General features: G+C 65.5%; 21 protein-coding genes. 6 read left to right on the forward strand and 15 right to left on the reverse strand.

Annotated features, from left to right (window positions below):
- The first annotated feature begins 9 nt into the window (after positions 1-9).
- Together ACM61V_RS06475 and ACM61V_RS06480 are read left to right on the forward strand one after the other, a co-directional pair.
- On the forward strand, positions 10-645 hold the full coding sequence (locus tag ACM61V_RS06475) for a class I SAM-dependent methyltransferase (protein WP_249341588.1): 636 nt from the start codon (positions 10-12) through the stop codon (positions 643-645).
- Entirely contained in the window at positions 642-1,286 is a 645-nt protein-coding gene (locus tag ACM61V_RS06480) for a hypothetical protein (protein WP_249341587.1), read from the forward strand. The genes ACM61V_RS06475 and ACM61V_RS06480 overlap by 4 nt, the downstream gene beginning before the upstream one ends.
- Positions 1,287-1,294: 8 nt before the next feature.
- Here the strand turns inward: ACM61V_RS06480 and ACM61V_RS06485 are convergent, their stop codons facing one another.
- A complete protein-coding gene (locus tag ACM61V_RS06485; RefSeq protein WP_249341586.1) occupies positions 1,295-2,953 on the reverse strand; it encodes an aminotransferase class III-fold pyridoxal phosphate-dependent enzyme in 1,659 nt (552 codons plus the stop codon).
- Between the two features lie 35 nt (positions 2,954-2,988).
- Between ACM61V_RS06485 and asd the strand changes: the two genes are divergently transcribed.
- Both asd and ACM61V_RS06495 read left to right on the forward strand, forming a co-directional pair.
- Positions 2,989-3,852 carry an archaetidylserine decarboxylase gene (gene asd, locus ACM61V_RS06490; RefSeq protein WP_137787223.1) on the forward strand — a complete coding sequence of 288 codons (864 nt, stop codon included), beginning with the start codon at positions 2,989-2,991 and terminating at the stop codon, positions 3,850-3,852.
- A gap of 139 nt (positions 3,853-3,991) precedes the next feature.
- Entirely contained in the window at positions 3,992-6,316 is a 2,325-nt protein-coding gene (locus ACM61V_RS06495) for a TonB-dependent receptor (RefSeq protein WP_137787222.1), read from the forward strand.
- Positions 6,317-6,454: 138 nt separating this feature from the next.
- On the opposite strand, the gene ACM61V_RS06500 is transcribed toward ACM61V_RS06495, so the two are convergent.
- From ACM61V_RS06500 to ACM61V_RS06560, 13 genes are all read right to left on the reverse strand, one after another.
- A complete protein-coding gene (locus ACM61V_RS06500) occupies positions 6,455-7,201 on the reverse strand; it encodes a gamma-glutamyl-gamma-aminobutyrate hydrolase family protein (protein WP_249341585.1) in 747 nt (248 codons plus the stop codon).
- Positions 7,201-8,127: a serine O-acetyltransferase EpsC gene (gene epsC, locus ACM61V_RS06505; protein WP_249341584.1), complete on the reverse strand. Its 927-nt coding sequence runs from the start codon at positions 8,125-8,127 to the stop codon at positions 7,201-7,203. Before epsC ends, ACM61V_RS06500 begins: the two co-directional genes overlap by 1 nt.
- Positions 8,128-8,262: 135 nt before the next feature.
- Positions 8,263-9,288: a tRNA preQ1(34) S-adenosylmethionine ribosyltransferase-isomerase QueA gene (queA, locus tag ACM61V_RS06510; RefSeq protein ID WP_137787221.1), complete on the reverse strand. Its 1,026-nt coding sequence runs from the start codon at positions 9,286-9,288 to the stop codon at positions 8,263-8,265.
- 26 nt (positions 9,289-9,314) lie between these two features.
- A complete protein-coding gene (locus tag ACM61V_RS06515; protein ID WP_137787220.1) occupies positions 9,315-10,028 on the reverse strand; it encodes a peptidylprolyl isomerase in 714 nt (237 codons plus the stop codon).
- Positions 10,029-10,115: 87 nt separating this feature from the next.
- A complete protein-coding gene (gene coaD, locus ACM61V_RS06520; protein WP_137787219.1) occupies positions 10,116-10,622 on the reverse strand; it encodes a pantetheine-phosphate adenylyltransferase in 507 nt (168 codons plus the stop codon).
- Positions 10,623-10,626: 4 nt separating this feature from the next.
- Positions 10,627-11,523 (reverse strand): polyprenyl synthetase family protein, encoded by an 897-nt coding sequence (locus tag ACM61V_RS06525; protein WP_137787218.1) that lies wholly within the window; start codon positions 11,521-11,523, stop codon positions 10,627-10,629.
- Entirely contained in the window at positions 11,520-11,771 is a 252-nt protein-coding gene (locus ACM61V_RS06530; protein WP_137787217.1) for an exodeoxyribonuclease VII small subunit, read from the reverse strand. Before ACM61V_RS06530 ends, ACM61V_RS06525 begins: the two co-directional genes overlap by 4 nt.
- Positions 11,772-11,856: 85 nt before the next feature.
- A complete protein-coding gene (locus ACM61V_RS06535) occupies positions 11,857-12,054 on the reverse strand; it encodes a hypothetical protein (RefSeq protein WP_137787216.1) in 198 nt (65 codons plus the stop codon).
- A gap of 39 nt (positions 12,055-12,093) precedes the next feature.
- Complete coding sequence (locus ACM61V_RS06540) at positions 12,094-13,770, reverse strand: diguanylate cyclase (protein WP_137787215.1); 1,677 nt, start codon at positions 13,768-13,770, stop codon at positions 12,094-12,096.
- A 55-nt stretch (positions 13,771-13,825) separates the two neighbouring features.
- Positions 13,826-14,824: a GGDEF domain-containing protein gene (locus tag ACM61V_RS06545; protein WP_137787214.1), complete on the reverse strand. Its 999-nt coding sequence runs from the start codon at positions 14,822-14,824 to the stop codon at positions 13,826-13,828.
- A gap of 82 nt (positions 14,825-14,906) precedes the next feature.
- Positions 14,907-16,109: a hypothetical protein gene (locus ACM61V_RS06550; protein WP_249341581.1), complete on the reverse strand. Its 1,203-nt coding sequence runs from the start codon at positions 16,107-16,109 to the stop codon at positions 14,907-14,909.
- A gap of 164 nt (positions 16,110-16,273) precedes the next feature.
- A complete protein-coding gene (clpA, locus tag ACM61V_RS06555; RefSeq protein ID WP_137787213.1) occupies positions 16,274-18,589 on the reverse strand; it encodes an ATP-dependent Clp protease ATP-binding subunit ClpA in 2,316 nt (771 codons plus the stop codon).
- Between the two features lie 127 nt (positions 18,590-18,716).
- Positions 18,717-18,914: a DUF1192 domain-containing protein gene (locus tag ACM61V_RS06560; protein ID WP_137787212.1), complete on the reverse strand. Its 198-nt coding sequence runs from the start codon at positions 18,912-18,914 to the stop codon at positions 18,717-18,719.
- A gap of 70 nt (positions 18,915-18,984) precedes the next feature.
- Between ACM61V_RS06560 and ACM61V_RS06565 the strand changes: the two genes are divergently transcribed.
- Positions 18,985-19,986, forward strand: coding sequence for an NAD(P)H-quinone oxidoreductase (locus ACM61V_RS06565; protein WP_171007600.1), 1,002 nt, complete (start codon positions 18,985-18,987; stop codon positions 19,984-19,986).
- A gap of 14 nt (positions 19,987-20,000) precedes the next feature.
- On the opposite strand, the gene ACM61V_RS06570 is transcribed toward ACM61V_RS06565, so the two are convergent.
- The gene (locus ACM61V_RS06570) at positions 20,001-21,605 is read right to left on the reverse strand and encodes a DUF6311 domain-containing protein (RefSeq protein WP_137787211.1); all 1,605 of its coding nucleotides are present in this window, start codon (positions 21,603-21,605) and stop codon (positions 20,001-20,003) included.
- Between the two features lie 144 nt (positions 21,606-21,749).
- Here ACM61V_RS06570 and ACM61V_RS06575 point away from each other — a divergent pair, with 144 nt between their 5' ends.
- The gene (locus ACM61V_RS06575; RefSeq protein WP_137787210.1) at positions 21,750-22,631 is read left to right on the forward strand and encodes a UDP-2,3-diacylglucosamine diphosphatase; all 882 of its coding nucleotides are present in this window, start codon (positions 21,750-21,752) and stop codon (positions 22,629-22,631) included.
- The last annotated feature ends 1 nt before the right edge of the window (position 22,632 follow it).

Below are 22,632 nucleotides of genomic sequence, written 5' to 3' on the forward strand. Positions count from 1 at the left end.
ACCGCTGTAATGACCACCGACGGCGTAGCGACCGCCTACGATCGCTGGGCGCCATTCTACGATCTCGTTTTCGGCGCCGTTTTTCGACAGGGGCGCCTCGCCGCGATCCGGGCGGCGGAGCATGTCGGCGCGCGCATCCTCGAGGTGGGCGTCGGCACCGGCATCTCGCTGCCGCACTATGGCGCCGGAAGCCGGATCACCGGCATCGACATTTCAGAGGACATGCTGGCGAAGGCGCGCGACCGCGTGGAGCGGTACGGCCTGCGCAATATCGAGGCGATCCGGGTCGGCGATGCCGAGGCGCTCGATATCGCCACCGCATCCTATGACGCGGTGGTGGCGCAATATGTCGTCAGCGCGGTGCCCAATCCGATGCACGCGCTGGACGAGTTCGCGCGGGTCTGCCGCCCGGGCGGCGAGATCATCATCACCACGCGGGTGAGCGCGGAGGATGGCATGCGGGGCGCGATCGAGAAGGGCCTGATGCCGATCACCAGCCGGCTCGGCTTCCGCACGCAATTCCCCTTCAGCCTCTACACGGACTGGATCGCGACGCGCCGCGATGTCGAACTGATCGAAAACCGGCCGATCCCGCCGTTCGGTCATTTTTCGCTGGTGCGGATCGCCAAACGGGAGGTTGCATGATGCCGAATATCCGCAAGCTGCGTTTCGAGGACGAACAGGGCAACGCCGGTTTCCGCGCGCAACTCGCCGAGCAGCGCTGGGACGATCATCGCTTCTATCACCACAGCCTGGTCAACCAGAGCCTGCACTTCGTTTCCGCCTGCACCTTCATGGTCGCCTATGCCATGCTGTTCGTTGATGCGGCGCTGGCCAGCCTGCTTGCCTGGGGCGTGGCGATGACGAGCCGGCAGGCGGGCCATTTCTTTTTCGAGCCGAAAGGCTTCGATCACGAGAACGGCGTGAGCCACGATTACAAGGAAGAGGTGAAGATCGGCTATAATCTCGCCCGCAAATGGGTGTTGATGACAAGCTGGCTGGCGATCCCGGTCGTGCTGTGGCTCCAGCCGTCACTGTTCGGCCTGCTGGCGACGCCGGAAAGCTTCATCGGCTTCCTGCGGCATGTCGGCTTTGGCTGGCTGTTCCTGGGCATCGGCGCGATCGTGCTGCGCGTTCTTCAGCTCTGGGTGCAGCGTGATCTGGAAACGGGCCTCGTATGGGCAACGAAGATCGTCACCGATCCTTTCAGTGACTTCCGGCTGTATCGCTCGGCACCGAAGCGTTTGCTGAAGGGCGAGCGCGGAGACCCGCACGCGGCCGCGTGAGCCATCGCTCAGCCGGCCGCGCGCCCGAGCCTCCTGGCGATCGTTTCCCGCAGCACCGCGCGCCGCAGCTCCCTGTCGGTCGCCTCGGGACCGTCCCACCAGCCATCGCCGCGCATCGCGAGCCCTGCGCGGACGACGCGCTGCACGATCTCTTCGAACAGCGCGTCGTCGATGTCGAAACTGAAGATGAGCCGCCCCGTGCCGACCCAGCTGAGCGCCAGCCCTTCGGCGCGGAGATAATATTGCAGCATCCAGTTGTAACGCGACGGCCGCGTGTAGAACATTGTCCAGATGCTGGAGAGATGAGCGACGCGCACCGGCAGGCCGGCGAAGGCGAGCGCCTCGTTCATCCTTGCCGCCCGGGCATCCCAGCGTTCGTCCAGCCCGTCGTAGAGCGCCACGATCTCCGGCGTTTCCATGCGCCGCAGAAAGGCGTTCATCGCGCTCATCACATAGGGATGCGCGTTGAACGTGCCGCGCGCGAAGCAGATGTCGACCGGGCGATCGTCGCGCCAGCGCTTCATCAGATCGGCGCGCCCGGTGAGCACCCCGACCGGCAGCCCCCCGCCGAGCGATTTGCCCCAGGTTATCATGTCCGGCTGGATCCCGAGGCGTCGCGCGAAGCTGCCGGGGGCAAGCCGGAAGCCGAGGAACACCTCGTCGAGGATCAGCACGATGCCGTTCTCGCGGCACACCGCCGCGAGCCGGCGCAGCCACGCGGCATAGGCATCGAGGTCGGTGCCCGCGCGGCGGCTGGAATCGATCAGTTGCCCGTCCGATGGCGCGGCGGCATTCGGGTGCAGCGCCTGCAACGGATTGACCAGCACACAGGCGATGTCGCGCCGCCGCGCCAGCACGCGCAGCGACTGTTCGGAGAGGTCGGCCAGCGTGAGCGTGCGATCGGCGGGGACGGGGTTGCCGATCCCCGGCTGAACCTCGCCCCACCAGCCGTGATAGGCGCCGGCGAACCGCACCAGGCGGGGCCGTCGCGTGTGATAGCGCGCCAGCCGCACCGCCTGCATCACCGCCTCGGTGCCGGACATGTGGAAGGATACCTCCTCCAGCCCCGACAGCGCGCGCAGCCGCGCGACATTGTCGGCGACCACCGGGTGATAGGAGCCGAGCACCGCGCCGAGGGGTTCGGCCAGCGCCAGCGCCTCGCGCATCATCGCCTTGTATGCATCGTTGCCGAGCAGGTTGACGCCATAGGAGCCGGTCAGATCGATCAGGCGGTTGCCATCCAGATCGATCAGCCACGGCCCCTCCGACCGCGCAAGGAATGCGCCGGATCCCAGGCTGCGCCGCACGCGCTCGCTGAACTGGAACGGTACGCGATAACGGCCGGTGAACTGGAGGTCGGAGAGGCCCTCGCGCGCCGTCGCGGTCAGCGCCAGCGTCTGGCGGAAGCGATCCGCATACAGGATCGCCAGGCGATCGAACGACGCGCGGCGCCGCGCGCCCACCTGTTCATCGGCGCCGTCCGCCGTGAAGAAACGCTGATCGCCATAGCTGTAGAACGGTATCTGCCCGGCGATGCGCTTCGCCATCCGCACATGGCCGCCGAGCGAGCGATGTTTGGCGCGCGACAGCGCCAGTCGCGCGCGCGCCTTCGGGGCGACAAATGCTCCGGCAGCGGTCGCGCCGAGCAACGCAGCGATGAACTTCACCATAAGGCCACACAGCGCAACGAGGTGACGCGGTAATGACAATGCGCGAAAAGCTGCTCGGGGTGCTGTTGCAGGAAGACCTCAATTTCCTGCTGACCAATCGCATTCCGCGCCGGTTCGCGACGCGGCTGGTGGCGCGGATCGCGCGGATCGAACATCCGGTCGTGGCACGACCGGCGCTGGCGGCGTGGCGCTTTTTCGCGAACGTCGATCTCAGCGATGCCGAGACGCAGCGCTTCCGTTCGCTGCGCGAGGGCTTCATCCGACGGCTGAAGGATGGCGCGCGCGCGCCCGATCCCGATCCGGCCGCGATCGTCAGCCCATGCGACGCGATCGTCGGCGCGCACGGGCGGATCGAGGACGACCGGCTGTTCCAGATCAAGGGCTATCCCTATCGCCTCGGCGAACTCGTCCCCGATCCAGCGCTCGTGGACAGCTATCGCGACGGATCGTTCGTCACGCTGCGGCTGACGGCCGGCATGTACCATCGCTTCCACGCGCCATGCGACATGACGGTGGAGGGCGTGACGCACCTTTCGGGCGATTGCTGGAACGTGAACCCGATCGCGCTCAAGCGGGTGGAGCGACTGTTCTGCCGGAACGAACGCGCGGTGATCGAGGGGCGGCTCCCGAATGGCGTGCCTATCCTGCTGGTGCCGGTGGCCGCCATTCTGGTCGCGAGCATCCGGCTGCCGTTTCTGGGCGATGGCGAGGCGCTCCGGGATCGGACGGGCGCCCGAATCCCCTGTACGAAGCGCTTCGCCAGGGGCGCGGAAATGGGCTGGTTCGAGCACGGCTCAACGATCGTGCTGTTCTTGCCACCCGGCATCCCGCTGGCGGCTATCGGAGAAGGCGATCCGATCCGCGCCGGGCAGCGACTGGCGCTGTTGCCAGGCTGAGTGTTGACCGATCGGCGCTGTCTCAGAACCGTCTCCGTTCTGACACCGTTATGAAAGCATATTGTCGCCGGATTGCAAGGATCGCCCGCTAGGCCGCCCGTCAAGACGGGGCCAGTTGTCCCCGCAAAAGGGGACATTCATGACGCGCAAGTCCGTGATCGCAACGCTGTTGCTCGCCTCCGTCGCATGGCCGTCGCTCGCCGCGGCCGAAGCGCCCGCCGATGCAACGGCCGCGGTTGCCGCCGCCGACACGTCGGCCAGCGACGATATCGTGGTGATCGGGCGCGGCGAGACGCGCCAGGTGCAGGAAATCAGCACGCGCGATTTCGATCTGATCGTGCCGGCGACCAGCCCGCTGAAGGCGATCAGCAAGCTGCCCGGCGTCAATTTCCAGTCGGCGGACGCGTTCGGCAACTACGAATGGTCGGAGCGTGTCTCGATCCGCGGCTTCAACCAGAACCAGCTCGGCTTCACGCTGGACGGCATCCCGCTGGGCGACGGCAGCTATGGCAACACCAACGGCCTGCACATCAGCCGCGCGATCAGCTCGGAAAACATCGCCACGGTCCGTGTCGCGCAGGGCTCCGGCGCGATCGGAACGCAGGCGACCAACAACCTCGGCGGCACGATCGAATTCATCTCCTCCGATCCGAAGCACGAATTCGGCGCCACGCTCAACGGCACCTATGGCAGCAACAACACCTGGCATGGTTTCTTCCGGCTCGACACCGGCGACCTGGGCGAGAACGGGCCGAGTGCGTATGTTTCCTACGGCCATTTCACCACCGACAAGTGGAAGGGATACGGCGTACAGCGGCAGAATCAGGTCAATGCAAAGGCGGTCGCGCCGCTCGGTGACAGCGGGCTTCGGCTGGTCGGCACCTTTGACTTCTCGGATCGGCGCGAGAACGACTATCAGGATATGTCGCTCGATATGATCCGGCGGCTGGGATATCGCTGGGACAATATCTCGAACAATTATCCGCTGGCGATCCTGGTATCGCAGGTAGGGGCGAACACCGGCTATACCGGGGTGACGCCGACCAATCCGGCGGCGGGCACGACCTATCCCGCGCCCTTCGCCAACCCCGACGACGCTTATTACGACGCCGCCGGTCTGCGGCAGGATTATCTCGCCTCGGTCGGGATCGAAACCGCCAAGGATGCGAAGATCCACGGCGAGCTGCGCGCTTATTATCATGACAATCACGGGCGCGGGATCTGGTTCACCCCCTATGTCGCCTCGCCCTCGGGCGTGCCGATGTCGGTGCGGACCACGGAATACGACATCCGCCGAAAGGGCATTTTCGGATCGCTCGGCACGTCGCTGGGCGGGTTCGGCGACATAACCGTCGGTGGCTGGTATGAACGGAACGATTTCCGGCAGGCGCGCCGCTTCTACGGGCTGGACAGCCTGACCGTGGCGACGCGCAACAGCCTCGATTTCCCGACGATGCCGTTCTTCACGCAATGGGATTATCGCTACCAGACGGATACGTTCCAATATTACGTCAGTGACAAGCTCACGTTCGGCGACCTTACCGTTGATCTGGGGTGGAAGGGCTATGACGTACGCGTCACGGCCACGCCGCTGACCGCCGGCTCGCTCGCCTCCGGCAAGATCAAGACGACCGACTGGTTCCAGCCGCGCGCGGGCCTCACCTATCGTCTCGGCGCCAACGCGGAACTGTTCGGTGGCTTCAGCCAGGTGACGCGCGCGTTCACCGGCTCCGCCACCAGCGGCCCGTTCGCGACGACACAGGCCGGTTTCAACGCGCTGGGCAATCTCAAGCCGGAACAGTCCGACACATATGAGGCGGGCGCGCGTTTCCGCAGCGGCATCTTTACCGGATCGATCGCGGGCTATTACGTCGATTTCCGCAACCGCCTGCTCGCCTATGCGGTCGGCTCGGGCATCCAGGGCAATCCGCCGGTGTTGCAGAACGTCGGCGGGGTGCGCTCCTACGGGATCGAGGCGACCGGCCAGATCAAGCTGCCCGACGGGTTCGGCGCGTTTGGCTCTTACGCGTACAACGACTCGCGTTATCGCGATAACGTCTATGTGATCGACGCGGTGACGCAGCAGAAGGTTTTGCTGGGCGGTGTCGCGATCAAGGACAAGACGGTGGTGGATGCGCCGCGCCATATCGCCTCGGGCGAAATCACCTATGACAGCGACATGTTCTTCGGCCGCATCGGCGCGAATTACATGAGCAAGCGCTATTTCACCTACAGCAACGACCAGTCCGTGCCGGGACGTGTCTTGTTCGACGCCTCCGTCGGGGTGCGCCTCGCCATCGCCGGCGATCGCAAGGTGGAACTGCAGCTTTCAGGCACCAACCTGCTCGACAAGCAGTATATCGCGACGATCGGCTCGAACGGCTTTGGCCAGAAGGGCGACAACCAGACGCTGCTGATCGGCGCGCCGCGGCAGGTGTTTGTCTCGCTCAAGACGGGCTTCTGACGCGACCGGACAGGTCAATCCGGCGCGTTACCGCTTTCGGTTCAAGGAAACGGTGACGCGCCACTTTCAACCCCGCTGGCGCGTCGCATCAGGCGAGCGTGCGCGATTTCAGCCTTCGACACCGTTGGCACGCGGCCGCTAGTGGCGAACGCTGACGGTGGCGCGTAGCGATTCGCCGAGCAGAGCGAAAAACGCCTGGCTGGCGGTGCAACGCGCGACATCCCACTCAGGATGCCATTGCACCGCGAGCAGATCCGCGCCGCAATCGGGCGCGCGGATCGCCTCGATCAGCCCGTCGTCGCACGACACCGCCTCGATCGCCAGCCCCCCGCCGAGGCGCGCGATTCCCTGCTGATGGACCGAATTGACGTTCAGCCTTTGGCACCCTGCCGCCTGAGCCAGAACGCCGCCATCGACAAGATCGACCGCATGGCGATGCTCGAACAGGCTGGCATATTCCTCGTCCCACGACCCGCGATGATGCCGGCCGGCATGGGCCGGCGGGGCGAGCGTGCCGCCGAACAGCACGTTGATTTCCTGCAGGCCCCGACAGATGCCATAGACCGGCTTGCGGCGATCGATCATGCGCCCCGCGAGCTCAAGCGCCACCGCATCGCGTTCCGCGTCGATCACCCCGGAGTCGCCGTTCTCTTCTCCGCCGTAGCGCGCCGGGGAGACATGCGAGCGGGCACCCGTCAGGAGAAGGCCGTCAAGGACTCCGGCCACCGCCTGCGCATCGACGGCGTTGCTTACAGCAGGCACCAGCAGAACCGTCGCGCCGCATAAATGCGTCACCGGCGCGATGAAGCGCGTCGCAACTGATTGAACGGGGCGTCCCGACACTTCGTTGCCGCACATGATGCCCAGCACAGGTCGCCGGCCCATCATGCCGACTCAAGCTCGTGCCGTAATGTTATGCCGGCGCTGGTGGGCAGCCGGCGGGCCTCGGGCTGCACGATCACGCTGTCTGCCGGCACATCGGTCAAGAGCCACACATTGCCGCCGATGACCGACCGCGCGCCGATCGAAATGCGTCCCAGGATCGTTGCCCCGGCATAGATCACCACGTCGTCCTCCACCACCGGATGGCGGGCGAGCGCGGTGCCCGTCCGCCGATCCGTCGCGCCGAGCGGGCTGCGCGCGCCCAGCGTGACATGCTGATAAAGCCGCACGCGATCACCGATGATCGCGGTCTCGCCGATGACGACGCCGGTGCCGTGATCGATGAAGAACTGGCGGCCGATCGTTGCGCCGGGGTGAATATCGATCCCGGTCCGTTCATTGGCCAGTTCTGAAATCAGTCGCGCGACGATCGGCGCGCCCAGTATGTGCAGTTGGTGGGCAAGCCGGTGGTGCAGGCCCGCGATCGCGCCGGGGTAGCATAACAGGATTTCGTCCACGCTCCGCGCGGCGGGATCGGCCAGAAACGCCGCTTCCACATCGCCATCCACCAATGCGCGAACCTCGCCTAACGCAGCGCCGAACAGCCGGACGATCGTGATTGCTTGATCCGCCGGGAAATCCGCACGCGCCTCTTTCTGCCAATAGCCCAGCTCGGCGGCGATCTCTCGCTCCAGCTCGGCGAAGGCCGCGATCAGTTTCGCGGCGACGAAGCCGTCCTCCTCGTCGCCCGCCACGCCCCGAAAACGGCCCAGCCGGCGCGGATACAGCGCGGCGGCCAGCATATCGACGATCGTCGCGATGGCATTGCGGGACGGGAAACTCGCGACGTCCAGCGCCTCGTCCTGCCGCGCGCGCCACGTATCGCGGGCGATGCGCAGCGCCGCTACCGTATCCGCCAACACGGTCACCGTGTTAGCGCTCCGCCGATTCCGAAAAGGTCGAATACCATGCGCGCCTCCAAGACGCACATCATATCCCACTGCATAGATCGGATATGGAATAAATGCTATCCGGGCGGCAAGCCGGGCTTGTCGAGCCCTTTGCTAGGGCAGCAGCAGCGAAGCGTCGCCATAGGAATAGAAACGATAGCCATTCGCGATCGCGTGCGCATATGCTGCCTGCATCCGATCCAGCCCCATCAGCGCCGATACCAGCATGAATAATGTCGATCGGGGCAGGTGGAAGTTGGTGACAAGCCCGTCGACCCCCCGGAAACGATAGCCCGGGGTGATAAAGATTGCGGTATCCCCCTCGAAGGGATGCACCAGGCCGGTTTCATCGGTGGCGCTTTCGATCAGCCGAAGTGGCGTCGTGCCAACGGAAATGATGCGCCCGCCCGCTGCGCGGGTGGCGTTCAGTCGATCGGCAGTGGGAGGGTCGATGCGCCCCCATTCGGCGTGCATCACATGATCCCTGGTATCCTCGGCCTTCACCGGCAGGAACGTGCCCGCGCCAACATGCAGCGTCAGTGTAGTATGGCCGATCCCGGCTGCCTCCAGCGCGGCGATAAGGGCGGGAGTGAAATGCAGCGCAGCGGTCGGCGCGGCGACGGCGCCCGCCTCGCGCGCAAACATCGTCTGGTAATCCTCGGCATCGCGCGCGTCGGTGGGCCGTTTGGCGGCGATATAGGGGGGCAGGGGCATCCGCCCGGCGCGCTCCAGCAACAGCTCGATCGGCTCTTCGCCCGCGAAATCGAGTGCGATGCTGCCGTCCGCCCCGCGCTCGGCGGCGATCGCGCTCACCCCGGCGCCGAAATCGATCGTATCGCCGTCGCGCACGCGCTTCGCGTTGCGCACGAAAGCGCGCCAGCGGCGCGGTCCCTCGCGTTTGTGCAGCGTCGCGCCGATCCGCGCGGCGCCGCGCGTACCCTCCAGTTGCGCGGGGATCACCCGCGTATCGTTGAATACGAGCAGATCGCCGGCGCGCAGTTCACCCGGAAGATCCGCAACCGTGCGATCGTGCAGCCCGTCGCTGCGCGCAACGAGCATCCGCGCCGCCTCACGCGGAACGGCGGGGCGGAGCGCGATGCGTTCCGGCGGCAGCGTGAAATCGAACAGATCGACATCCATCGGCGTGTGTCCCCGGTGCGCGGGGCTTACTGCTTCCTGGGCTTCGCAGTCGTCTGGGGAGCCTTGCTCGCGCCGGGCAGCGTGACTGGCCCGAGTATCGCGCCGGCGTTCACCTGTGTCGGCGCGGCGGCCTGATAGGCGGGCGGATTGTCGCTCGCGATATAGGCGTGAACGACGCGCGTCGGGTTCGCGGGCGGCTCGCCGCGCTCGATCGCGTCGACATATTGCATGCCGTCAATCACCCGGCCGAAAACCGTGTATTTCCGGTCGAGCGACAGCTTCGGCTGGAAGATGATATAGAATTGGCTGTTGGCGCTGTCTTCAGATTGCGACCGCGCCGCGGCGACTGCGCCGCGCACGTGCGGCAGGAAATTGAACTCCGCCTTCAGGTCCGGCAGCGAGGAGCCGCCGGTGCCGTCGCCTTTCGGATCGCCGCCCTGCGCCATGAAGCCGTCAATCACGCGGTGAAACGCGAGGCCATCATAGAAATGCTGGCGAGTCAGCGTCTTGATCCGCTCCACCGTCTGCGGTGCGGCATCCGGACGCAGCGCGATCGTCACGCGGCCGCCATCCGAAAGATCGAGAAGCCACTGATTGGTCTTGTCGTCCAGCGCCGGCGGCGTCGCGCGTACGGCGATCGTCTGGGCCTCAACGACCGTGTCCTTCTTTTCCTTCTTCTTGGCGAGGGCCGGCGTTGCCGTCAGCGCGCCAATGATCGCAACCACACAGAAGAAACGCATCAATCCGACTTTCCAGCTTTGCTTCCGCGCGCCCACGCGCAGGCATCGCGCCCTAAAGCATAGCGCGGCTTGCGCCAAACTGAACCTTCACACACCGCGCCGGCCAAGCACCTGCACCCGCCCCATCACTTCCTCGCGCACGTGCGGCGTCACGAACTTCCCGATCTCACCGCCGAAGATCGCGATTTCCTTCACCAGGCGCGACGCGATCGGTTGCAACGCGACATCGGCCATCAGGAAAACCGTCTCGATCCGATCATTGATCTGCTGGTTCATGCCGGCCATCTGATATTCGTACTCGAAATCAGCCACTGCGCGCAGCCCGCGTACGATCACGCCTGCGCCCTCGCGCTCGGCAAAATCCATGAGCAGCGAATCGAAGCTCACCACACGAATATCGGCCTCGATCGTCGCCACCTCGCGCTCGACGATCGCCATTCGCTCCGGCAGCGAGAACATCGGGGATTTGGACGGATTGGTCGTCACGCCGATTACCAGCCGGTCCACCAGCTTGGCGCCGCGACGGATGATGTCCATATGGCCGAGCGTGATCGGATCGAATGTGCCGGGATAAACGCCGATACGGGTGCTCATAGCTTCAATGATCCCTTTCCAGCACGTAGCGCGCGATGTCGCGCAGCAAATCCGCCTCGCGCCCATAATGCCTGAGATGGGCGAGCGCCTGGTCGATCAGCAGCCGGCATCGCTCACGCGCCGGCTCGATGCCGAGCAGCGACACGAAGGTCTCCTTGCCCGCCCCGGCATCCTTGCGCAGCTTCTTGCCGACGGTCGCCTCGTCGCCCTCGACGTCGATCAGGTCATCGACGATCTGAAAGGCAAGCCCGACATCGCGCGCATAGCCGCGCAACCCGATGCGACCTTCCGGCGCGACGCGACCGAGGATCGCCCCGGCCTCCACCGCGCAGGAAATGAGTGCGCCGGTCTTCATCGCCTGCAAGCGACCGACGGTAGCCAGATCGAAGCTGGAGCGTTCCGCCTCAAGGTCCATCGCCTGGCCGCCCGCCATACCGGCCGGTCCGGCCGCGCGGGCAAATTCCAGCATCAATTCGGCGCGGACGAACGGGTCGGGATGCGTGGCAGGCTCTGCCAGTATCTCGAAGGCGAGCGCGTGGAGCGAGTCGCCAGCCAGAATGGCCATTGCTTCGTCAAACGCCTTGTGGACGGTCGGCTTGCCACGCCGCATGTCGTCATCGTCCATCGCGGGCAGATCATCGTGGATCAGCGAATAGACGTGGATCGCCTCGATCGCAGTGCCGATGCGTGCGATCTGATCGCGGTCGCAACCGAATATCTGGCCGGTGGCGAGAACCAGCAAGGGCCGCAGCCGCTTGCCGCCACCGATCGCTGCGTGGCGCATCGCGCGATAAAGGTCTGCGCGGGCATCGTCGGGAACGGTCAGCAGCAGATCGAAGCGCGCGTCGATCTCGTGCGCGGTTTCGGTCAGTGCCGCCTGAAGCGCGGGGGAGGGGTTCATCCGGCGTCAAACGGCGTGGTGCTGACGCGCCCTTCCGCATCCAGACGGATAGCCTCGATCCTCGTCTGTGCCGCATCGAGCCGCTCGGCGCAGCGGGCGCGCAGTGCGCTACCGCGCTCGTAAAGATCGATCGCCTCCGCCAGCGGCGTTTCGCCGGATTCCAGCTTGTGAACGATCGCTTCAAGTTCGCGCAGCGCTGCCTCGAACGTCATGGTCGTTATTGCATTCTCGTCGGGTACGGAAGCCATGGGCGGGCTATGCGGCAGGCGTTGGCCGGGGGTCAAGGTTGCTGGTGATCGCGATGTATCCGGCACGCGGATACTGTGCGGTCTTTCAGCGGCCGCCCTGCAACCGCACGAGAACCGACAACCCGAACATGCCCAGTTCGACCGTCGCCTGAGCAGCCGAGGGCGCGGTAATCGCCGAATCACCCTGGGGGAAGCTCAACGCAAGAAGCGGCCGCCGCTCGCCTAGCGCGGCAATGAGCAGCGCGGCGGCGATGAACAAGGCGGCGCGACGACGGCGTTCCATACCCTTGTATTGCTCTATTTGCAGGCGCGTGAAAAGGGCTCAGGCGGCGAATGCAGACGGAGCGTGACGCACGCGATCGCGGCCAGCCGCCTTTGCAGCGAACAGCGCCTGATCGGCGCGCCGATAGAGCGCCTTCCATCCGGCCTCGTCGTTGATCGGGCCGGCGCTGGTGCCAAGCGAGATCGTCACGGCCATATCGAACGGCATCCGTTCCTCGCGAACGCGGGTGAGCACCTCGTTCGCCAGGTCGTGGCCGTAATCCGGCATCAGCATCGCGAACTCCTCGCCGCCAAGCCGGGCGATCAGCGTGTCGGGCGGCGCAGCGGCGCGCAGCGCCCGGGCGATTATCCGCAAAACCTCGTCGCCGCCGTCATGGCCAAGCGTTTCGTTCACTGCCTTGAAGTGATCGATGTCCGCCAGCACAAGCAGATGCGGCAGATCGCGGCCGATCGCCGCATGCAGGAAGCCGCGCCGATTGAGCAGGCCGGTCAGCGGATCGGCGTCAGCGAGCAGGCGCGCGGCAATGGCCCGTTCGCGCGCCTCATCCCGTTCCGCCGCGATCAGGCGAAAGCGATACGCGATCGCCACGCTGGAGATCAGCGCCTCCAGCGCCATCGCCATGATCGTCGAATTGTCGAGCAGGAAGTGCCACCCAAACAGATGGAAATTCTGCGCCACGCGCACCCCGGCAAATACCACCGGCGCCGCCCAGGAAATGGAAAACAGCCAAAGATAGTTGCTGCGCGTCCGCCACGCGTTCCACAGGATGAATGGCACCAGCGCGATGAGCAGCAGGAAAGTGCTGGCGTAGATTCCGTCGAACAGGCGAATGTGCCAGGGCGCGAGCAGAATGACGCCGAACGGCGCAGCTAGCAGCGCAGCGGTAACGATCGATGCGGCGCGAGCGAGCCAACCCTGAAAGACTTCGCGTTCGAAGAAGCTTCGCGCGAAGGCCAGCGCGCTGGCGGCGGATGCTGCCAGCAGAATATAGTTGATGCGAAGCCGGTCGTTGTTTTCGAACGCCGGAAATACCCATGCCACGGCGCCTGAAGATGTGAAGGTGTAGAGCAGCAGGCCCGCCACCATCGCGCAATAGGCGAGCTGGAACTGGTGCCGCAGCGCAGCCCACAGCGCGAGATTATAAACCAGCAGCGCGAGGCAAAGCCCGGCGAAAGCGCCGTAGAGGGTGCCCAGGATCAGGTCCGATCGTGCGCTGTCTTTCACCGTCGCGAGCGCCGGACTTACCACGATACCGCGCAGATTGGCCGAGCCACGAACGTGCCACAGCATGCGCGTGACAGGAGCAGCACGCGGCGGAATCGCCATTTCAAAGATCGCCCCCAGCCGAAGCGCCCGCGAGGCTGCGTGGCCATCCATGTGCCGGGTAAGGATCACGCCATCGGCGTATAAAATGTGCAGGGTCGCTTCGTCCTGCCAGACGCTTGACGTGCGGACATAGGCGGCACGGCTCGAAAGCGGGCCGGAGCGCACCCAATAGTTGCCGGAGCCGAACGATGTCTGCGCCTTCGTGCAGTCGTATCGGTCTGTTGCGCGTAGCATGGTGGCCGCCACGTCTCCGGGGCGCGCCGGCGCCACGCAAACGGCGATCGGCGTCCCGACAACGCCGCTCTGCGCCGCAGCGGGAATAGCCGCGCACAGCGTGAGCAAGGTGAGGAGCGACCCGAATATTGCCCTTAAAGCCGTGGAACCCGACATACGGCTTACCGTAGTGTGCGCATCCGAAGATATCGTAAATGCCGCTAAACTGTGTCTAAGCGCCGGCGCCCTCATCGGTGACGACGCAATCACGCCCGCGATTCTTCGCCTGATATAGGAGAGCATCGGCGCGCTCCATCGCACTGTCGATGTGCTGTTTGTCGGCCGGCAGCGCCGTCAGCCCGGCGGAGAAGGTGATTCGGCCCAGCGGCTCGTCCGTTTCGCGCAGACGGAAATGGCGCTCACCCAGCGCGCGCCGCGCATCGTCCACCGTTTCCTGCGCCGTCGCGATGTCGCTGCGAATGACGAGCAGGAACTCCTCGCCGCCCCAGCGCCCGACGAAATTTTCGCCAAGAGACTCCAGCAGGCTCGACGCGACCGTGCGAAGGACGCGATCGCCGACGGCATGGCCATAGCGATCGTTATAGGATTTGAAGCGGTCGATATCGCACATCGCGATCACATGCGGATCGTTATTGCCGCAGGTGCGCGCAAGGTGGGTCTCGATCCCGCGCCGGTTGGGCAGACCCGTGAGCGCATCACGCTCCGCGTCGCCGACCGCGATCTCCAGCTTGCTGCGCAGTTGCTCAACCTGTTCTGTCGTAGCGGCAAGCTCGCGCTCGGAGCGCTGCGACTGCGCGAGGGTTGCGATCAGTAACTCGCGCAGCGTCGGCAGATCGGCGACGGCAAAATCGCCCAGCGTGAAGGCAAGTTCACGGTTGAATTCACCCGTGGTGGCCTGCGCCGCTGCAGCGAGATCGGCGAGGCGCAGCGTCTGGTGGCGCAGCGCGTCAGGCCCCACCTCGGCGCCGCCCTCGGCCGAGACCTCCACCTGGCTCATCGCGCTTGTCACGAAACGTGAATACAGCTCGTCCGCCTGCTGCTGGGAAATGCGCACGCGTCCGTCGATGATTTCCCGAACGGCTGCATTCAGCGCCGGAAGCGTTCCTCCAAGAAAGAAGAAGCCCAGCGCATAGTTGCGCGGCGTGGGCGCAAGGAACTGCTCCTGTAGAAACGAAACAGCGCGCTCGCTAAGGGCCCTGGTAGCTTTCATGCCGGCTATTTAACGGATGATAGTTAACAGATCGGTGACGGTTCTGCCGAAATGGAGCGATCGTGGTATCGCGCCCGTAATTTCAGCAGGTCTTGCCGCCAAGCATCCCGCCAAGCATCGCGCCCAGCCCAGGCTTACAGCGCTTCTTGTTCGGCTGGCCGGGCTGGCTATCTTGCTCGCTTCTTCCTTCCATTGCGCCGCCCATGGCGGACATGCCGGGCATAAGCATCGTCATCGAACGGTATCGCACCTTCGCTGTCCAGTCCGGGTGCCATGGTGCCCGCGGATCGGCCGGGCGAGGCGGATAGGCGAAATTCTGTTCGGGGCCATACGCATAGAGGAAGCTCATCAGCATTCCGCCCGATGCTTCCTTCACCTGTTGCGGGATCGCGCAACTCGTCTGCGAGGGCGGCATCACGATCTTCTGACCGATCAGCCGGGAAACGGTAGCGGGGGAAAGCCAGTCCGAGAGGCCCCCGCCGAATTCCCTGGCGCCGGCGGAGGTCCACCACACCATGTCGGCATTGTCCTGCCCCATGGATTTTCCGCCCATCGCCCAGGCGTAATAGCCGGTCGCGCCGGCGATCGAGCCCCAGCTAACCGTGGTCGCACCGCCGGGCAGCGGGGTGGAGCGCGCCGCGAGCGCCGGCATGAAATCCTGCGTCAGCGCGAATTTGATCTCTGGCGCGTAATTGCCGGCGATACGGTGATCGCCGAGGATCGACCCAACGCGGTCGCCCGACTTGCGATCCTTCGCATTGGGCCAGTCACCATAGGTTCGGCTGTTGCCAGGCAGCGGGCCGCGTTCGTTCGGCACGGACGCGCTGAACAGGCCGGGCGGGAACTGCCCCGGCGCCACTTTGGCGAAATCGATCACCACTGGCTGGCCCGGCCCCGCCTGCGCCCCGCAGCCCCAGAAAATCAGCAGCCGTCCCTTCGGACGCCGGAATTCGCCCGGCGTTTCGTCGCCGGTTGTCCGCTCGGGTGAGACGAGCCTCACGGATGCGCCGAGATTGGCGGCCGGCGGCATGAAATGATCCACGACCGGCGCGCCGCCATCCGCCGCAAGCGTGGAACCGAGGCGCAAGCGGAGGCTATGCCGCGTGGAGCTGCCCCCGCGTCCCATCATCGCCGCCATCGGGTTGCCCATCATCCCGCCATCGGTGGAAACGTCCATCACGTAGCGCGCCTTGGGCGCGGTGGCGGACTGCGCCTCGCCGCCCTGATGAACCGCAAGCGCCGCGATACATGCAGCGCTCCCCGCAATGGCCAATATCCCCCGCATCGCACCGTTCCCCTGTCGCCGCGTTGTCCGGCATTTTCATCGCGGGGGGCGTGACGAGATAGGATAAAAGCGACATGGCGGGAAATGATGCGCAGCCGAAATAAGCAAACGGGGCGGAAAGCATCGCCTTCCGCCCCGCAGGATCCATTTCGTTACTAAGCGTATCAGGCCTTTACCTTCTCCTTTGGGCCACCCTTCTTGCGCGGCTTCTTAGGTGCGGCCGCGACGATCTCGAACGACAGCGCATTGTCCTTGAGCTTGACGGTCACCTCGCCGCCGTGGACGAGTTTGCCGAACAGCAATTCCTCTGCGAGTGGCTGCTTGATCTTCTCCTGGATCAGACGACTCATCGGCCGCGCGCCATAGAGCTTGTCGTAGCCCTTGTCGGTCAGCCACTGGCGCGCCTCATCGCTCAGCTTGATGTGCACGTCGCGATCGGCGAGCTGCAGTTCGAGCTGGAGAATGAACTTGTCCACCACCCGCGCGACCACGTCCGTCGGGAGATAGCTGAACGGCACGATCGCATCGAGCCGGTTGCGGAATTCCGGCGTGAACATGCGTTGCACTGCCTGCTCATCCTCGCCCTCGCGGGTGAGATTGCCGAAACCGACCGTCTCGCGCGCCATGTCGCTCGCGCCTGCATTCGTCGTCATGATGAGGATGATATTGCGGAAATCGACCGTCTTGCCGTGGTGATCGGTGAGCTTGCCGTTGTCCATCACCTGCAACAGGATGTTGTACAGATCCGGATGAGCCTTCTCGATCTCGTCGAGCAGCAGCACGCAATGCGGGTTTTGATCGACCGCGTCGGTCAGCAGGCCGCCCTGATCGTAACCGACATAGCCCGGGGGCGCGCCGATCAGACGGCTGACCGAGTGACGCTCCATATATTCGGACATGTCAAAACGCTGGAGCGGTATGCCCATGATCGAGGCGAGCTGCTTCGCCACCTCCGTCTTGCCGACGCCGGTGGGGCCGGTGAACAAATAGCAGCCGATCGGCTTTTCCGGATCGCGCAGGCCGGCGCGGGAAAGCTTGATCGCCGACGACAGGTTCTCGATCGCCCTGTTCTGGCCGAACACGACACGCTTCAGATCGGTGTCGAGCGTCTCCAGCACCTTCTTGTCGTCGCTGCTCACCGTTTTCGGCGGGATGCGCGCCATCGTGGCGATGACCGCCTCGATCTCCCTGGGAGTGATCGTCTTCTTGCGCTTCGACGGCGCCACCAGCATCTGCATGGCGCCGACCTCGTCGATCACGTCGATCGCCTTGTCGGGCAGCTTGCGATCATTGATGTAGCGCGCCGACAGCTCCACCGCCGACTTGATCGCGTCGGGCGTGTATTTGACGCTGTGATGGCTCTCGAACGCGGAGCGCAGCCCGGCGAGGATCTTGATCGTATCCTCGATCGTCGGCTCGTTGACGTCGATCTTCTGGAACCGGCGCAGCAGCGCGCGATCCTTTTCGAAATGGTTGCGGAATTCCTTGTAGGTCGTGGAGCCGATGCAGCGGATCGTGCCGCCGGACAGCGCCGGCTTGAGCAGATTGGACGCATCCATCGCCCCGCCGCTGGTCGCGCCGGCGCCGATGACGGTGTGGATCTCGTCGATGAAAAGCACCGCGTCGGGCAGCTTCTCCAGCTCGTTCACGACCTGCTTCAGCCGCTCCTCGAAATCGCCGCGATAGCGGGTGCCGGCGAGCAGCGCGCCCATGTCGAGCGAATAGATCACGGCCGGCTTCAGCACGTCGGGCACGTCGCCCTCCACGATCTTGCGCGCCAGCCCTTCCGCGATGGCCGTCTTGCCGACGCCGGGATCGCCCACGTAGAGCGGGTTGTTCTTGCTGCGGCGGCACAGGATCTGCACCGTGCGATCCACTTCCGGCCCGCGCCCGATCAGCGGATCGACCTTGCCGTTGCGCGCCTTTTCATTGAGATCGACGGTGAACTGCTTGAGTGCGCTTTCGCCCTTCTGCTTCGGGTCCGCCTTTTCCTTCTTCTCTTCCTCCACGCCCTTGGGCGGCGTGGCTTCGTTCGCGGCGGCGCCCTTGCCGACGCCGTGGCTGATGAAGCTTACCGCATCGAGCCGGCTCATATCCTGCTGCTGGAGGAAATAGACCGCGTAGCTCTCGCGCTCGGAGAACAGCGCCACCAGCACGTTCGCGCCGGTCACTTCGTCGCGGCCCGAGGACTGAACGTGCAGGATCGCGCGCTGGACGACGCGCTGGAAGCCGCTGGTGGGCGAGGGGTCGGTCGCGTTTTCCACCTTGAGCGCGCCCAGCTCGGTGTCGAGATAATGCGCCACGGTGGTCTTGAGTTCGCCAAGATCGACGCCGCACGCCGACATCACCTGGCTGGCGTGCTCGTCGTCGATCAGCGCGAGCAGCAGATGCTCGAGCGTCGCATATTCGTGGCGGCGGGAGGATGCGGCCTCAAGCGCCTTGTGCAGGGTGGTTTCCAGTGCGCTGGCAAAGGATGGCATTACGATACTCCTGACAGGCCGCGAGACATGCGCGGCCCCTTTTCCACTATGTCGGAAGTGAAGGGCCCCGCATCAAGCGCTGGGGCTTCCGCACCGGGAGCATTGAGCCGACCCAGTGCGCCAGCGTTCACTTTCTGAATAACGCGTCGGCGCTTGCGCGATGGTTAACGGCGTATTCGATTTTCCGCCGGCAGCGCGCGATCTCGCCATCCAGCGCGGCGACGCGCGCTTCCAGCTCGGCTACCGACAGGCGATCGAGATCCTCGCGCAGCAGCGCGTTCAACGGATCATCGGGCCGCGGGCCGAGGATGTCATCCAGATCCATGCACCAAGCGTTGACCGGCGCCGGAGCGAAGTCAATAAGCGGCGCGAGATTTGGGGTAAGGGCGCAATCGATGACCGCGATTCCGACGACGATGCTGGCGATCGATCCCGACGCGCCCGGCGGGCCGGAGGTGCTGGTGCCGGTCGGGCGGCCGGTGCCGAGCCCCGGCGCGGGCGAGGTGCTGATCCGAGTCGCCGCCGCAGGCGTGAACCGGCCGGACGTGGTGCAGCGGATGGGCGCCTATCCGCCACCGCCGGGCGCACCCTCGATCCTGGGGCTGGAGCTTTCCGGCACGGTGGTGGCCACCGGCGCGGGCGCGGACGAGGCGCTGCTGGGCCGGAAGGTCTGCGCGCTGATCGGGGGCGGGGCCTATGCCGAATATGCCGTCGCGCCGGCCGGCACCTGCCTGCCGGTGCCCGAGGTCGTGACGATGATCGAGGCGGCGGCGATCCCGGAAACCTTGTTCACCGTGTGGACCAACCTGTTCGAGCGCGCCTTCGCGGTGGAGGGCGATACCGTGCTGGTGCATGGCGGCACCAGCGGGATCGGTACGATGGCGATCGCACTCGCCAATATCTTCGGGCTGGAGATCATCGTGACTGCCGGCTCCGATGAAAAGGTGGCGGCGGCGCGGAAGCTCGGCGCGGATCACGCGATCAACTATCGCACCGAGGATTTCGTCGAGCGCGTGAGGGAAATCACCGACGGCAAGGGCGTCGCGGCGGTGCTCGACATGGTCGGCGGCGATTACGTGCCGCGCAACCTGAAGTGCCTGGGCGAGGATGGCCGCCACGTATCGATCGCGGTGCAGGGCGGGGCGAGCGCGACGATCCCGATCTTCGACATCATGCGCCGCCGCCTGACACTGACGGGATCGACGCTGCGCCCGCGCGATACCGGCTTCAAGTCGCTGGTGGCGGAAGAGCTGCAGCGCATCGTGTGGCCGCATGTCGAGGCGGGGCGGTTGCGCCCGGTGATCGATCGCACCTATCCGCTGGCCGAAGCGGCGGCGGCGCATCGCCGGATGGAGGCGGGCGACCATGTCGGGAAGATCGTGCTGACGATGGGGTGAGCGGCGATCGATGCTCAGCGCGTCATCCGCTGCGGCACGATCACCGTGACGCCGTCGAGGTGCAGGGTGCGCGCCCGCGCCTGCGCCGGGATGCGGGTCGGCCCGGTCAACACGTAAAGGCGGTCGGGCGCGAGGCGTCCTGCGTAAAAGTCCGCTGATTCCGCCGCCAGTCGTGCTTCGGTCGCGGGGGATTTGCGCGCGGCATAGACCAATCGCATCGGTCTGCCGTGATCGATCGCGCGCCACGCGACCTCCTGAAACAGCGCGAGATCCGCCTCGGCGCGCGCGGGCACGAACGTGATGTCCTGCGCCGCCGCGATCGCGCGGCCCCAGCGTGGATCGATCGTGCGCGCGTACGTCACCCGTCGCGCCGCCTCGGCGCTCGTCGATCGCGCCGCCGCGGCGATCCCGGCGGTGTCCGCCACCTGGATCGCGAGCGCCGCGCCCAGCACCAATGGCGCGCGGCCATGCGGAATACGGAAGGCGAGCAGCACCAGCGCGAATATCAGCGTATAGGTCGCCGGCCAGAACAACCTTCCCGACGCGCGAACGAGGTCGAGAGCGGGCGCGAAAACGGTCGGCAAGGCGAAACGCGCAACCGGCGACCCGGCGAAATCGGGGAAATTGCTGATCGCGACGAGCGTGAGCACCGCCAATGCCGGCAGCAGCCAGCCGAGGCGGCGCGGAACGCCGTCAACGCCGTATTTTATCGCAGCGACCGTCCCGACCGGGATGAGCAGCAATATCCCGAGGCCGAGATACTGGAATCCTTCCAGCCCGCGCCCCTCGCGTTGCGGGATTGCGGGTAGCAACGTCCCATATCCCGGGTTCGCCGGATTCCACAGCGCGTCGAGCGGCATCGCGAAATAGCCGTAGGTGCCGGTCGGAGCGAAGCGGCCCCCCGCGCCAAGCCAGAATTCGACCAGCGCCAGCATGGCCAGCGTGAGGACGGCGCCCGATGCAATCGCGAGCCGCTCGGTCGGCGCCCGCGCCTGCCAGCAGATCATCATCATCGCGCTGGCCCAGACGGCGGCGACCATCACCAGCAGGTAGCTATGGACCAGCGCGGCGACCGCTAGCAGAAGTGCCCAATGCGCCAGGGAGCGTGTGCGGCGGGGGTCTGTAAACAGCCACAGCGCCCACAGGATCAGCCAATGCGCGAAGAGATTGGCATGGATATACCGGTTCATCAGCGTGGGCGTCGCGGCAAGGAGCGCCACGCCGCACCACAGGCTGATCGCATCGGGCGCGTGCCGCCGCAGCAACAGCCATGCGAACAGGATCTGCAGGAACGCGCAAAGCAGCAGCCACGGCCCGACCAGTTGCGTATCGGCGGGCAGCAATGCCGCCAGCGGCTTTGCCGCAAGGGTGACGAGCGGGTTCGAATCCGTGAACAATATTGGCACCCCGTCGGGGGCGTTGAGTATGCCGGTGCGCCCGCTCCATCGCGCGGCGGGATCATGCAGATAGGCATGCGTGCCGAGTGCGTTTTCGCCATTGTCGCTTCCCCGGATCAGCCAGCCGACATTGCCGATCTCGAGCGTCGCGGGGTCGAACAACGCCAGGAACAGCGCGATCGGCAGCAGGAGCAGCGGCAATCGGGCGGCGAGCGCGGACATTGCCCGTCCCTAGGGCCGGATGGTTAATATCGGCCAAATCGCTGTCGGCCATCACGTGAAAGATCGAGTTTTCTTCAAACGGTAACGGCGGCGTGACGTGGGCGTAACACGCGGCGGGCATGGAAGCGGCAGGGAGGGCCGCCCATGCCGACGACCGTTCTACCGATCGCTGCGACAGCCGGCGATGTTGCCGATTTCACCGACTTCGCCAACAGCCATCCGCATCAGCCCGAGCGCGCCGAAACGGCGCGGCGGCGTTATCGCACGATCTGGATCAGCGATATCCATCTGGGCACCCGCGGCTGCAACGCCCAGATGCTGATCGATTTCCTGGATCATGTGGACAGCCAGACGATGTATCTGGTCGGTGACATCATCGACGGCTGGCAGCTTCGCAAGCGCTTCTTCTGGCCGGCCGCGCACAATGATGTGATCTGGCGGCTGATGAAACGCGCGCGGCGCGGCACGCGGATGATCTACATCCCCGGCAACCACGACGAGATGTTCCGTCAGTTCGCCGGCCTCGATTTCGGCGGCATCCAGATACGGCGCAAGGCGATCCACGAAACCGCCGACGGACGCCGCCTGCTGGTGCTGCATGGCGACGAGTTCGACGCGATCACGCTGTCGCACCGCTGGCTCGCTCATGTCGGTGACGCGGCATACAACGTGCTGATGACGCTCAACCGCTGGGTGAGCGCGGTCCGTCGCCGGTTCGGCATGCCGTATTGGTCGCTCAGCAAGCACGCCAAGGCGAAGGTGAAGAACGCGGTCGCGTTCATATCCCGCTTCGAGGAGATCGTGGCAGAGGCGGCGGGCAGCCGCGGCGTGGATGGCGTGGTGTGCGGCCATATCCACACCGCCGAGATGCGCGAGATCGCCGGGATCGCCTATTACAACGACGGCGACTGGGTGGAGGGCTGCACGGCGCTGGTCGAGCATTTCGACGGGCGGATGGAGGTGATCCACTGGGCCGACGAGATCGCCGCCCGCGCCTGCGACACCGTCGTCGCGCTGGCGGCCTGAG

Source organism: Sphingomonas sp. TX0543, from assembly GCF_048565505.1.
Classification (GTDB): Bacteria; Pseudomonadota; Alphaproteobacteria; order Sphingomonadales; family Sphingomonadaceae; genus Sphingomonas.